The following is a 13,511-nucleotide window of genomic DNA, read 5'->3' as shown; positions in this document are numbered from 1 at the left end:
AGAGGATTGCTTGCGCACGCAATCGTCTAGGCGCGGCGAGGGTTCGAGAACTCCATCACCCCGTCATCCACCGCCCCAAAGCGCAGGCTGACAAGGTCGCGCGCGTAGTTCTGATACACCCGCCACGGCGCGCGCGAACCCTGCTTCGGAAACCTGCCCACCGCGCGCTGCACATAGCCCGACGAGAAATCGAGCCAGGGCTCGGGCGCCAATGCGGGGTCGGTGTTGCGCGGCGTGCATTGGGTGCAGCCATGCTTCTCCATGTGATTGAGCAGCCGGCAGACGTATGCGCAGGTCAGGTCGCTCTTGAGCGTCCATGAGGCGTTCGTGTAGCCGAACGACGAGGCCAGGTTGGGCACGTCGCTGAACATCATTCCCTTGTAGTTGAAGGTCGCGGCCGGGTCCACGCGATGGCCGTCCACGTCGATCTGCACTCCGCCGAGCACCTGCAGTTCGAGGCCGGTGGCGGTGACGACCACGTCGGCCCCCAACTCAGCGCCCGACTTCAGCCGGATGCCGCCCGACGTGAAGGCGTCGACCCGGTCCGTGACCATTGAGGCGCGCCCGGCCCGGATGGCCGCGAACAGGTCGCCGTCGGGCACGAGGCAGATGCGCTGGTCCCACGGGTTGTAGCGCGGCGTGAAGTGCGTGGCGATGTCGTAGTCGGGGCCGAGAGCCTGCCGCACGCCGCCAAGAATCATCCGCTTCGCGCGGTCCGGCTTGCGCCGCGCGAGGCGGAAGAAGTACATGGCCAGCAGCACGTTCTTCCAGCGCGTGAGGCCATAGGCCAGCTTGTCCGGTAGAAAGCGCCGCAGCCCGTGCGCGATGGGGTCTTGCGCCGGCCGCGCGACAACGTAGGTGGGCGAGCGCTGCAGCAGCACGACATGCGCGGCCGTCTTCGCCAAGGCCGGCACCAGCGTCATCGCGGTTGCGCCGCTGCCGATCACGACCACCCGCTTGCCGCTGCAGTCGAGGTCTTCGGGCCAGTGCTGCGGATGGACGACGCGGCCCGTGTAGTCGCCAATGCCCGCGAACTCGGGCGTGTAGCCGGCTTCGTACCTGTAGTAGCCGCTGCACAGGAATAAGAAGTTGCAGCGCATGCGTAGTGGAAGACGCTCGGGGCCGTGCTCGACATCGACGCTCCAGCACGCATCGGCCGTCGACCAGGAGGCGCGCACAACGCGATGGTTGAAGCGGATCTTTCGGTCGATGCCATGCTGCGCCGCCGTCTCGCGCAGGTAGTTCAGGATCGTGGGCCCATCGGCAATGGACTTCGCCTGCGTCCACGGGCGGAACGAATAGCCCAGCGTGTACATGTCGGAATCCGAGCGCACGCCCGGATAGCGGAACAGGTCCCAGGTGCCGCCGCTGCGTTCTCGCCCTTCGAGGACGGCGTAGCTTCGGCCCGGGCAGTTCGCTTGCAGGTGGTAGCCAGCGCCGATGCCCGAGAGGCCGGCGCCGACGATCAGGACATCGACGTGCTGCACCTGCTGTCGCTCTTCTTCCTGCATCGACTTGTCTCCTTAGCCCTTGCCGACCGGACCTCCTGCGGCGGGAGTGCCCCGGATCATCAGCCACGCGCTCGCCGCACTCAGCACGGCCAGCCCGGCGCTCAGCAGCATCACCCAGCGAAAGCCCGCGACGAAGGATTCGGCCACGGCCCGCTTGACGGCCACCGCCGTGGCGGCATCCACGCCCGGCGGCAGCGCCGCGCCGGCCAGCTTGCTGCGCTCGCCTTCTAGAAAAGCCGACACCTGCGCCGAGGCGCCCATCTCGCGCAGGTTGTTCGCCAGCGCCGCGTCGAAGGCCCAGGCCATGATCGCGCCGAACACGGCAATCGCCAACACCGCCGCCGCGCGCGACACGGCGTTGTTCACGCCCGAGGCCACGCCCGCCAGGTCGGGCCCAACCGCATTCATGACCGTGGTCGTCAGCGGCGCCACCGTCACCGTCATGCCGAAGCCCAGCACCACCGCGGCCGGCAGAAAGCCGCTCCAGTAACTCGCCCCCACGCCCGGTAGCGCGAACAGCGCAAAGCCCACCGCCGCAATCGACGGCCCGATGACCAGCGGCATGCGCGGCCCGAAACGGTCGACCAGTTGCCCGGCCCAGCCCGAGAGCGCGAACATGATGAAGATGAACGGCAGCAGCGCCGCGCCCGCCACCGTGGCCGAGTAGCCCTGCACCTGGATCAGGTTGAGCGGAAAGAAATACAGCCCGCCGCCCAGCGCCGCATAGAGCAGCAGCGTCAGCAGATTGGCCCCGCTGAAGTTGCCGATGCGCAGCAGCCCCAGCGGCAGCATCGGTGTGCGCACCTTGCGCTCGACTGCGATGAAGCCCACGCTGCCCAGCACGCCGATGACCAGCGCCGCGAGCACGGCCGGCGAACCCCAACCTTGCGTCGGCGCCTCGATGAAGGCATAGACGATGCCGCCAAGCCCGGCCGTCGCCAGCAGCGCGCCCCACACGTCCAGCCCGCCGCTGGCCGATGCGCCGCGGCTTTCGGGCACGTGGCGCCAGACGATCCACAGCACCAGCATCGCCATCGGCACGTTGATGAGAAAAGCCCAGGTCCACGAGAAATGATCGACCAGGAAGCCGCCCAGCACCGGCCCCACCGCCGCGGTGATGCCGCTGAAGCCCGACCACGTGCCGATGGCCTTGCCGCGCTCTTTCTCGGGAAAGGCCGCGCTGATGAGCGCGAGGCTGCCCGGCACCAGCAGCGCGCCGCCGATGCCCTGCACCGCGCGCGCGGCAATGAGCTGCTGCACATTGGCCGCGAACCCGCAGGCTACGGACGACAAGGCGAAGATGCCGACGCCGATCGCGAAGATGCGCCGCCGTCCATAGTGATCGCCGAGCGCGCCGCCTACGAGCAGCAGCGCCGCCAGCAGCAAGGCATAAGACTCGACCACCCATTGCGCCTGGAAGGCCGTGGCCTGCAGGTCGGCCTGGATGGCCGGCAGCGCCACGTTGACCACCGTGCCGTCGATGAAAGCCATGCTCGAACCCACGATGGCTGCGGCCAGCACCCAGGGCTTGGAGGCTTCGGGACAGGCCCCCTCTTCCGCACGGGCGCCATGCAGGATCAGCGTGTGGTCGCTGGGCGCCTTGCCGATCTGTGCCATGGGGGTCTCCTTCTTATGGGATTCCGGTCTTGCTCCTTCCCCCTCTGGGGGAAGGTTGGGATGGGGGCTGCCCCCGCACGATACGCCTGCTTCCTCGAGCGCTGCCGTGCCCCCACCCCTGCCCTCCCCCAGAGGGGGAGGGAGAAAGAATCAGGTCGTCGTGCAGTTGGTCGCGGCGGGATTCGCACGCGCCGCACTCACGCTGCGCGCCATCGCCGCGGCAGCCGCCGAGGTCACGCGCTGCGCCCCTTGCGCCACCGCATCCATTCCGCTGCCCACGGCCTCGCCGAGGTTCAGCTGGCACACCACTGTGCGCGCTTCGTCTGAGCGCCGCAGCGTCCAGTTGAAGCTCGCATCGACACGCCCGCCGTCGACCGCGTCGAACTGCTGCAGCTGCACCGCGATGCGCCACACTGGCTGCGAGCTCTGCCGGCCGCCCTTGGTCACATCGAGCGCGCCCAGTCGTCCGGCGATGCCGGTGGCCAGCGCATCGCGCAGCTCGTTCTCGAACGACGCGGCCCAGCGGTGCTGCTCCAGCACCTCGACCTGCACGCTGCCGTTGGGCTGCCGCACCACCATCTGCGGCCGCGCGAAGCGCTCAGGCACGGCCACGGGCGCGAGTTCGATGTAGAGCGGCGCGGCACTGCCGAGCGTTGAAGGCGCGGCTTCGGCGGCGGCCACCGGGCTCGCCAGCGTGTAGTAGTTGTCGGGCTTGCTTGCGCAGCCTGCTGCAAGCACGGCCAGCGCTGCCGCCGCCACGAATGCGAGGTGGTGGTTCTTCTTCATTTCTTGTCGTCCGGTTTGCCGCGCAGCAGCGACTCGGGGTGGCGTTCGAGGTAATCGGTCAACACGCGCACAGAGCCAGCGGCGCGCGTCAGCTCCTGCAGCGTCTGGCGCATGTCCTGCTGCAGCGGCGAATCGTCGGCCAGCGTGCGCTCGGCACTGTTCACGGTCTTGCGCACGTCCTTCATGGCCGCGGCCAGCTCGGGCGTGACGTCGTTGTTGATGCGGGTCACCGTCTGCTCGGTGGCCGTCAGCGTCTTGTTGAGCGTGGCGAGCGTGGTGCGCAGGTCGCCCGCGATCTGCTCGTACGGCACCTTGTTGAGCTTGGTCGCTATCTCCTGCACCTGCGACTGGATCTCGTCGAGGCTGTTGGCCACGGTGGGCAGCTCGATCGGGTTCTTGCTCAGGTCGATCTTTGCTGGCGGCGCCTTCGGGAAGAAGTCGAGCGCCACGTAAACCTGGCCGGTCAGCAGGTTGCCGCTGCGCAACTGGGCGCGCAAGCCCTTCTCGGTCAGGAAGCGCAGCCGCTCCTGCTGGGTAGCGCGAGATTCAACGCCGCTCTCGCCGGCGCGGCGGCGCAAGCGATCAGGGTAGACCTGCACCAGCACCGGCATGCGGAACTCGCGCTCGGCGCGGTCGAACTCCACGCCGATCGACTTGACCTCGCCGATCACCACGCCGCGGAAGTCCACTGGCGCACCCGGCGTCAGGCCGCGCAGCGACTGGTTGAAGTACATCAGCAGGGTTTGCGAAGGCCCATCGGGCTCCTTCATGGCGGCGGCTTCGTCCTGCGCCAGCGTGAAGGCGGCGTTCTCCTTGGCGACCGGGCCCATCGCGTCGTCGGGCGCCTGGAACGCGATGCCGCCGAGCAGGATGGTCGCCAGCGACTGCGTGCGCAGCGTGAAGCCGCTGGCGCTCAGCTGCGCGTCGATGCCGCTGGCCTGCCAGAAGCGCGTGTTCATGCCCACGAACTTGTCGTAGGGCGAGTTGACGAAGACGCGCATGGTCACGCCGCGCCCGTCGCCGTCGAGTTCGTAGGCGGCCACTTGCCCGACCTTGACGCGCCGGAAGTACACCGGCGAACCCACGTCGAGTGAGCCCACGTCGTTGGCGCGCAGCAGAAATTGCTTGCCCGAGTCGTCGCGCGTGACGATGGGCGGGGTTTCGAGCCCGGTGAATTCGCCCGCGGTGTCCTTCGACACGCCCGCGTCGGCGCCGATGTAGGCACCCGACAGCAAGGTGTTGAGGCCCGAGATGCCCGAGGTGTCGAGCCGTGGCCGAACCACCCAGAAGCGCGAGTCCGAGGCGGTGAAGCTCTCTGCCTCCTTGTTGAACTGCACCAGCACGCGCACGTGCGAGCGGTCGCGCGCCAGCCGCAGGTGAGTGACGAGACCGATCTGCACGTCCTTGTACTTGACGGCGGTCTTGCCGGCCTCCAGACCCTCGGCGGTCTTGAAGGTCAGCACCACTTCGGGGCCGCGCTCCAGCAGGATGCGGGCCACCAGCGTGATGCCGACCAGCGCGGCCACGATGGGAATCAGCCAGATCAGCGAGGGCAACCACTCGCGCCGGCGCACCACGCGCGGCTTTGGCAGCGGGGGCTGGGCGGACGACGCCGGTTTGTCCTGGGGTTGGTCTTCTTCACTCATGCTGGTTTCTCGTCCCTGTTTTCATGTCCCTGCGCAACTTCGTTCTCCTGCAGGGTGGCCTGCGCCTCCTTGCTGTCCCACGTGAGTTTCGGGTCGAAGCTCAGCGAGGCCAGCATGGTCAGCACCACCACCGATCCGAAGGCCGCGATGCCCACGCCCGCGGTGATGACCGCGAAGCCCTGGATCTGCACCAGCCCGGTCAGCAGCGACACCACGAACACGTCGAGCATCGACCAGCGGCCGATCACTTCGATGATGTGATACAGCTTGGCCCGCTCCCGCCGGCGCCAGGTGCTGCCGCGCTGCGCCAGCACCACGAGCAAAAAAAGCACCGCCAGCTTGAACAGCGGCACCAGGAAGCTCGCAATGAAGACGATGGCCGCCAGCCCGTAGGCGCCCGACACCCAGAAATAGATCACCCCGCTCAGGATGGTGTCGTACTGCGCGCCGAACAGCGTGCGCGTGATCATCACCGGCAGCAGGTTGGCCGGTATATACATCATGCAGGCCGCTATCAGGAAGGCCCATGTGCGGTTCAGGCTCTGCCGCTTGCGCGTGTGCAGGTGCGTGCCGCAGCGGCCGCAGGCGTCGCCCTCCTCGGCGTCTTTCCAGACGGCGGCGCAATGCGGGCAGGCCATGAGGCCTAGCGAGGCGGCGGTGAGAACCGGCGCGTCTTCGTCGTGGTGTTCTTGCCGCTCGAGGAAGGCAGGCAGCTTCATGCCGACGCCCCGTCTTCTTCAGCCTTGGGTTCGCCCTTCGGGCGGAAAGTCATTTCCCAGAACGCGCCCGGGTTGAACGACAGCACCGCCGTCAGCATGACCGTCAGCGCCATGAAGGCCCACAGCGCCGGCCCCGGCACCACGCTCGCCATGCTCGACAGCTTGACGATGGCCACCAGCACCCCGAGCAGGAACACTTCGATCATTCCCCAGGGCCGCAGCGACTGCATGGCCCGCACCAGCAGCGCGAAACCCACGGGCCGGTGCTCGCGGCTCAGCGGAATCAGCAGGTAAGCCAGGATGCACAGCTGCAGAAAGGGAAAAAGAATGGTCGTGGCCAGCACCAGCAGCGCCACCAGCGACATGCCCTCGGCGCCAAGCGCCACCACCGCACCGGCCAGCGTGGTCTGGCTGCGCAGGCCCTGGAGCTCGATCTCGACGATGGGAAACAGGTTCGCGATGGCGAACATGATCAGGCAGGCCACCGTCAGCGGAAGGATGCGGCGCTCCTGCTGGCCGGGGTGCCGGCCGAGCTCTGTGCCGCAGCGCGGACAGTGCGCCACGTCGCGGGGATGCAGGGGCGCACGGCTGTAGACCGCATCGCACCCCGGGCAGACCACGGTGTCAGGTACTTCCTTCATAGGTGAGTACCCTAACTCATTCAGCCGCCAGGACTTGTCGTCTTGAGCCGCAGCGTGCTGAAAACCGCCGCCACCGCGGCACAGCTGGCCGCCAGCACCAGCGCCACCACGGGGCCGTGGCCTCCGTGCGGGCTCCAGACGCTGAAGACGCCCGCCAGCACCACCGCCCCCAGCGTCTGCCCGGTCAGCCGCGCCGTGCCGAGCATGCCGCTGGCCGCACCGCTGCGGTGCGCCGGCGGCGAAGTCACGATGGTGTGGTTGTTGGGCGACTGGAACAGCCCGAAGCCCAGCCCGCACAGCGCCATGCGCCAGGCGATGTCGGCATCGCCCGGGTTTGCCGGCAGCGCCGCCAGCAGCGCCAGCCCCGTTGCCAGCAGGCCCAGTCCAATGCCGCCCAGCAGCCCGTCGGGGTAGCGTCCGATCAGCCTTCCCGCTATGGGCGCCATCACCACGATGGCCAGCGGCCACGCCGTGATCAGCAGCCCGGCCTCGATGTGGCTGCGCCCATACACGTCGAGCAACAGGAAAGGCAGCGCGATGTAGGCCAGCATCTGCGCGCAGAACGCGGCGACCGAAGTACCCATCGACAGTGCGAACACCGGAATGCGCAGCAGGTCGATGGGGAACAACGGCACAGCCTGCTTGCGCTGACGTTGCAGATAGATGAAACCGACGATCAAGCCCGCCAGCAGGATGCCCCAGGCCGAAGCGTGTGAACCCGTGGCGCCCTGTACCGCTCCTTCGCGCACGCCGAGCCGGTCGACGCCCAGGAACACCAGCGAGAACATCAGCACGTTCAGCGCCACGTCGATGGGCGAAAACCGCAGCCCGGCCGCCGGCGCCACGCGGTTGAACGGCAGCGCCTTCATGCCCAGCGCGAAAGTGACAAGGCCCAGCGGCACGTTGATGGCAAAGAGCCAGGGCCACGAGGCCACCGACAGGATGGCCGCAGCCACCGAAGGCCCGGCCACCGAAGAAGTCGCGACCACCAGCGAGTTGATGGCCATGCCCTTGCCCAGTTGCGCCGACGGATACGTCAACCGCACCAGCGCCGCGTTCACGCTCATGATGCCGGCGGCACCCAGCCCCTGGAAGGCGCGCGCCGCGATCAGTGTGCCGAGCGAATTGGCAAAGGTGGCTGCCAGCGACGACAGCGTGAACACCGCCATCCCCACCAGGTACACGCGCCGGTAGCCCACGAGATCGCCCAGCGAAGCCAGTGGCAGCAGCATCACCAGCGTGGCGATCTGATACGCGTTGACCACCCAGATCGCCTGCGACGGGCTGGCCTGCAGCTCGCGGGCGATGCCCGGCAGCGCCAGGTTGACGATGGTGCCGTCGAGCACCGCCACGATCAGCCCGAGGATGATGACCAGCATCGCCCAGCCGCGCTCGGGCTGGGCCAGCCCGTCGATGGGCTTGTGGGCTGCGTTGTTGCCGCTACCGTTTTCTTCGGTCACCGGGAGCCCGGCGCCAGCGTGTACCGTGTTCATCAGGCTTGCTGCGCCCTTCCTGTCTTTTCAGTGGGCTCGGAGCGCACGCCGCCCAGCGTGAGCCAGGTCAGCACCAGCGCGATGAGTGCACCGCCGGCCATGCCAGCCACCATCGGCAGCGGCCGGCCGTCGGTGAAGAGGCCCACCACCGCCATTGCCAGTGCGCCCGTCAGCATCTGCAGCGTGCCCAGCAGCGCCGAGGCCGTGCCGGCGATGGCGCCGTGCATCTCGAGCGCGAGCACACCTGTGGTCGGAATCACCAGGCCCATGAAGCCCGAGGCGATGAAGTACAGGACGATGAGCACCCAGATGTTGTCGCCGCCCATCGCGAAGTAGACGAACATCGCGACCATCGCCACGCCGCAGCACACCACGCCGAACTTGACGAGGTTGACCAGCCCGTAGCGCTCGCCCAGCGAGCCGGTGAACTGCGAGGCCGCAATGAAGGCCGCCGCGTTCACGCCGAAGGCCACGCTGTAGAGCGCGGGCGACAGGCCGTAGTGGTCGATCATCACGAACGACGAATTCGCCAGGTAGGTGAAGAAGCCCGCCATCGCGAAGCTGCCGATGAACACCAGCCCGAGGTAATGCTTGTCGCGCAGCAGCAGCCAGTAGGCCGACAGCGCGCTGCCGAGGCTGCTTTCGACGCGCTCCGAGGCCGGGCGCGTTTCATCGAGCAGCTTGACCATCATTGCCAGGCCCGCCACGGCCGCGATGGTCACGGCCCAGAACACGCCGCGCCATCCGGCAACCGCGATTACCGCACTGCCCGCAAGCGGCGCAAGGATCGGCGACACGCTGAACACCAGCATCAGCAGCGACATCAGCCGCGCGGCATCGGTGCCCGTATGCAGGTCGCGCACCACGGCACGCGGAATCGCCATGCCGGCCGCGGCGCCCAGGCCCTGGACGAAGCGCAGCACGATCAGCGTCTGGATGTCGGTCGCCATCGCGCAGCCCACGCTGGCGAGCGCGAACAGCAGCAGCCCCGCATACAGCGGCGGCTTGCGGCCCACCATGTCGGAGATCGGGCCGTACAACAACTGGCCCGCACCAAGCGACAGAAAGAACGCCGTGAGGCTCATCTGCACCGCGCCAATGTCGGCGTGCAGGCTCTGTCCGATGGCCGGCAGCGCCGGCAGGTACATGTCGATGGCGAAAGGCCCGATGGCCGAGAGCAGGCCCAGCAGCAGGGCCATCTTGAAGAAAGGGGAAGAACGCATTGAACCGATTGTCGCCAAGGGCGGCGATCGGTGCAGGCGTGGGGTCAGCGCCCGGGTGGTGCTAATTCAGGGTAAAGAATCGGGTGGGCGAGAGGTTGTAGAACTTTGTTCGGAAGAACAGTTTCAACTTATTTGCCAGCCGGCCAGAACACCAGCGCGCGCAGTTCGATGCTGCGTCGTGGCGGCGCCTCGCGCGAACCGGTCGGGTCTTCGAACGCGGTGTGCGCGGTGTAGCGTGCCACACCGTCTTCGCGCGAGTCGTAGATCTTCAGCAGCAGGGCCTCGTCGGGCCGCATCCGCGGGAACCAGTACCAGCGGTGCTCCGGGTTCCAGGTGAACGAATAGGTCTCGCCCACCTTGTCGGGGTAGACCAGGTCGCTGGGCACCAAGTCATTGGGCGAGATGGAGCGCGCATCGCACAACGCGAGCGGCAGGCGCTCCACCGTAGCCAGCGGACGCCACAGGTTGATGATTGCGAAGCGGTGCTTCAGGCGCTCCTCGGCTTCTTCGGGCGGCAGGTGGGCATGCACCCGGCGCGGCGCGGAGACGAAAGTCTGGTCGTTGTGCACGCGGCGCACCGGCTCGCGCAGCTCGGCCGTGCGGCGCGAGCCTTGTGCGCTGTCGCGCAGCGTGTGGTCGAACACCACGATCTTCTCGGCACCCGTCACGTCGCGCAGCAGGGCCTCGGCCTCGCGGTAGTAGATGTCGCGGATCGCGGCGTCGTGCGAGAAATCGGCGAGCACGCTGCGATGCGAAATCTGCGTGAAGCCGCTGCGGTCGAGCGTCAGCTCGTTCAGCGCCACCAGCGGGCGGCCGTCGCGAATCGTCACGCGGCGCGGCTCCAGTTCGCCCGTTACCCAGGGCGTGCCGGGCGGTGGCTCGAAGGTGTAGCTCACGGGCCGCCCCTGGCCCGCCTTCAGGTAGTTGAGCTCTGCCTCCACCGAGGGCAGCGTGGCGGCAAGCATCTGTCCATTCGATCCGACGCTCATGTGGCGTGACTCCTCAAAACGGTTCCTTGAACGGCCGCAGGTCGAGTTCCTGCGTCCATGCGCTGCGGTGCTGCACATGCAGCTGCCAGTAACTTTCGGCGATGGCTTCGAGCTGCAACAGGCCGTCGTCGCCGGCTTGTTCCACGCGCTGCGGCGCGTTGTTGCGCAGGCGCTCGCCGTCGATGCCGCCATCGATCACCACATGCGCCACGTGAATGCCCTGCGGGCCGAATTCGCGCGCCAGGCTCTGGCTCAAAGAACGCAACGCAGCCTTGGCTGCGGCGAAGGCCGCGAACGGCGGTTTGCCGCGCAGCGCCGCGGTGGCGCCGGTGAACAGCAAGGTGCCGCGTGCGTGTGCTCCAGCCGCCTCGAAGGAATTGGCCAGCAGCCCGCGCAGCGCCTCGTGCCCGAAGATGAACCCGCCCAGCGCGCTGGTGCGCCAGGCCTGCGTGAACTGGTCGACCGAGAGCTCCAGCGTCGGCGCGCGCACTGCGCTCGCGGCATTGAAGATGGCCACCGTGAGCGGGCCCAGCGCCCTCGCCTTCTGCGCGATGCCGTGCATCTCGGCCTCGCTCGCCACGTCTCCCGCGAAGGCATGAGCCCGGCCGCCGGCCGCAACGATTTCACCGGCCACCGCGTCGAGTTGGGCCTTCGTTCGGCCGGTCAGCGCAACGATGAAACCTTCGGCCGCGAAACGCCGCGCAAGTGCCGCACCCAAGCCCGCGCTGGCGCCGACACCGGCGATCCATGCAACGGGCGATGGCCCTGAACCAGACGACGACGGAGATGGAGTGACGGAGGTGACAGTCATGAATGAGCACGAAGGCTATACCTGCACCCCGGGCCTCGGAACGATGCAAAAGGGATAACCTTATTCGGCGGCAGGTCGGTGCGCGGCGCTGCTTGACGTTGCATCGGGCTTCACTGCACGCGCCGCGCCCGCTACCCTATCGCCTTCCCGGACCGTCTACAACAACTCACAGCAATCGCTATCCAGGAGCAGCACCCCATGGCCCTCGCACGCACGATCCATGCCGACCTCTTGCGCGTGTTTCTTCTCACGCTCGTGTCGCTGTTCGCCATTCCGGCGGCAACGCTGGTCTTCACTGAATACGCATTGCGTTCGCAGGATGCGGAATTCCTGCAGGCCATAGAAAAGCGCATCGCCGGCGACGCCCGCCTGTCGGCCGCGGACAAGACCGAGGCCACCGAGTTCTACCGCAGCCATCCACTCTCCAAGGCCTGCGACGCCACAGCGCCGGAAGACAAGAATTTCCACGACAAGGTGTGCAGCCCCTATTCGATGCAGTGGCAGTTCCACTGGGCCGACCGCGCCGCCATCTGGACCATCGTGCTCGGCGCCGCGCTGCTCGCGGCGGCACTGGTGCTGGGCGCGCTGGCCTTTGCCAATAGAGGCCTGCGCTACGCCAGCTTCGTCGCCGGCTGGCGGCTCATGACGGTGTCGAGCGCGGTCGAGGTCGTGCTGCAAAGCGCGATGCTGGTGTGGCTGTCGTTCTGGCTCACCGCGTACTTCTGGCAGAGCTACTACGTCAAGCTGATCGCGCTGGCGGGCATCGCGGCCGGCGCGGCGGTGTTCTATGCGATCTACACGCTGTTCAAGAAGCTGCCCTGGGGCAACGAGATCGAGGGCGAGCTGATCTCACAGGCCGACGCACCGCGCCTTTGGGAGCGCATCCAGCAGTTGGCTGGCCGCGTGAAGACCACTCCGCCCGACCAGATTGTGGCCGGCATCGACACCAACTTCTTCGTGACCGAGGCGCCGTGCGAGGTCAAGGGCCGCACCTTTCAAGGCCGCACGCTGTTCGTCAGCCTTCCGCTGCTGCGCGTGCTCGACCAGACCGAAGCTGATGCCGTGCTCGCGCACGAACTGGCCCACCTGGGCGGCGGCGACACCCGCAGCAGCGCGGCGCTCGGCCCCAAGCTGCTGCAGTTCGACCAATACACCTGGAAGATGCGCAGCGGCGGCCTCACCATCGTGGCGCACTACCTGCTGCGGCTGTACCGCATGATCTTCTCGTTCGCCCTGGCGCGCGACAGCCGCGAGCGCGAATACAAGGCCGACCGCGTGGCCGCCGGCCTCACGGCGCCGCATGCCATCGTGCAGTCGCTTATCAAGATCTCGGCCTACGCGAGCTACCGCAACGACGTCGAGCGCAAGCTGTTCGCGCAGAACCGCGAGCATGACGGCGCGCTGGGCATCGCCCGTTTCGTCGCGGACGGCCTGCCACCCTATGCAAGCTCCGACGCGTTCATCGAGGCGATGAAGACGGCCGACGTGCCGCACCCCTACGACAGCCATCCGCCGCTGCTGGAGCGCATGCGCAACGTCAACCATCACGTGCCCGAGAGCGCCTACGGCGCCATCGTCGCGACCGCGCCAGAGGCCTCGTGGGCCGACGAGATCGAAACCGCTGCAGCCATCGAGCAGCGCCTGTGGAGCGACTACGAGCAGCGCTTCGTGCAGAACCACGAGCTGAGCCTGGCCTATCGCTACGAGCCTGCCAACGAGGAAGAGCGCGCCGTGGTGCTGCGCCACTTTCCGCCTGTCAGCTTCACGCTGAAGAACGGCGACCGCATCGACGTGACTTACACCGGCCTGCACCGTACTGCCGATGGCGGCTCGACGATTTCGTGGGACGAAGTCAAGGGCCTGACCTACCAGGACAACGCCTTCGGCGACATCCTCGTCGTCACCCATCACGACAAGGGCTTGCTGGGCGCGCGCACAACCAAGATAAAGCTCGCGGGCTTCCGCAAGCAGAAAGAGACTTTCAAGGCCATCGCCGGACGCCACTGGCAACGGCACCAGATCATGAGGGCGCAACAGCAACGGCAACAACAGCAGTCATGACACCCGGCGGCAAC

At 67.5% G+C, this 13,511-nt stretch carries 11 protein-coding genes; 1 reads left to right on the top strand and 10 read right to left on the bottom strand.

The window, feature by feature from the left end; translation table 11 throughout:
* Window positions 1-26: 26 nt before the first annotated feature.
* The 10 genes from NWF24_RS13825 to NWF24_RS13780 all read right to left on the bottom strand — a co-directional run bounded on the left by NWF24_RS13825 (window position 27) and on the right by NWF24_RS13780 (window position 11,436).
* Window positions 27-1,511: a flavin-containing monooxygenase gene (locus NWF24_RS13825; protein WP_258354638.1), complete on the bottom strand. Its 1,485-nt coding sequence runs from the start codon at window positions 1,509-1,511 to the stop codon at window positions 27-29.
* Between the two features lie 12 nt (window positions 1,512-1,523).
* On the bottom strand, window positions 1,524-3,128 hold the full coding sequence (locus tag NWF24_RS13820; RefSeq protein ID WP_258354637.1) for an MFS transporter: 1,605 nt from the start codon (window positions 3,126-3,128) through the stop codon (window positions 1,524-1,526).
* 150 nt (window positions 3,129-3,278) lie between these two features.
* Window positions 3,279-3,914 carry a PqiC family protein gene (locus NWF24_RS13815; RefSeq protein ID WP_258354636.1) on the bottom strand — a complete coding sequence of 212 codons (636 nt, stop codon included), beginning with the start codon at window positions 3,912-3,914 and terminating at the stop codon, window positions 3,279-3,281.
* Window positions 3,911-5,560 (bottom strand): PqiB family protein, encoded by a 1,650-nt coding sequence (locus NWF24_RS13810; RefSeq protein ID WP_258354635.1) that lies wholly within the window; start codon window positions 5,558-5,560, stop codon window positions 3,911-3,913. The genes NWF24_RS13815 and NWF24_RS13810 overlap by 4 nt, the downstream gene beginning before the upstream one ends.
* Window positions 5,557-6,279 carry a paraquat-inducible protein A gene (locus tag NWF24_RS13805; RefSeq protein ID WP_258354634.1) on the bottom strand — a complete coding sequence of 241 codons (723 nt, stop codon included), beginning with the start codon at window positions 6,277-6,279 and terminating at the stop codon, window positions 5,557-5,559. Before NWF24_RS13805 ends, NWF24_RS13810 begins: the two co-directional genes overlap by 4 nt.
* Window positions 6,276-6,920, bottom strand: coding sequence for a paraquat-inducible protein A (locus NWF24_RS13800; protein WP_258354633.1), 645 nt, complete (start codon window positions 6,918-6,920; stop codon window positions 6,276-6,278). The genes NWF24_RS13805 and NWF24_RS13800 overlap by 4 nt, the downstream gene beginning before the upstream one ends.
* Window positions 6,921-6,940: 20 nt before the next feature.
* Entirely contained in the window at window positions 6,941-8,413 is a 1,473-nt protein-coding gene (locus tag NWF24_RS13795) for an MFS transporter (protein ID WP_258354632.1), read from the bottom strand.
* Window positions 8,413-9,636, bottom strand: a complete 1,224-nt coding sequence (locus NWF24_RS13790) for a multidrug effflux MFS transporter (protein ID WP_258354631.1) — start codon at window positions 9,634-9,636, stop codon at window positions 8,413-8,415. Before NWF24_RS13790 ends, NWF24_RS13795 begins: the two co-directional genes overlap by 1 nt.
* Window positions 9,637-9,764: 128 nt before the next feature.
* Window positions 9,765-10,625, bottom strand: a complete 861-nt coding sequence (locus NWF24_RS13785) for a CmcJ/NvfI family oxidoreductase (RefSeq protein ID WP_258354630.1) — start codon at window positions 10,623-10,625, stop codon at window positions 9,765-9,767.
* Between the two features lie 13 nt (window positions 10,626-10,638).
* Window positions 10,639-11,436, bottom strand: a complete 798-nt coding sequence (locus NWF24_RS13780; protein ID WP_258354629.1) for an SDR family NAD(P)-dependent oxidoreductase — start codon at window positions 11,434-11,436, stop codon at window positions 10,639-10,641.
* Between the two features lie 198 nt (window positions 11,437-11,634).
* On the opposite strand from NWF24_RS13780, the gene NWF24_RS13775 reads away from it, so the two are divergent.
* Window positions 11,635-13,497, top strand: a complete 1,863-nt coding sequence (locus NWF24_RS13775; protein WP_258354628.1) for a M48 family metallopeptidase — start codon at window positions 11,635-11,637, stop codon at window positions 13,495-13,497.
* The last annotated feature ends 14 nt before the right edge of the window (window positions 13,498-13,511 follow it).

Origin of the sequence: Variovorax paradoxus (assembly GCF_024734665.1) — a bacterium.
Lineage (GTDB): Bacteria > Pseudomonadota > Gammaproteobacteria > Burkholderiales > Burkholderiaceae_C > Variovorax.
Note: the sequence above shows the minus strand (reverse complement) of the source record. Positions and strands in the feature narration are given on the sequence as shown.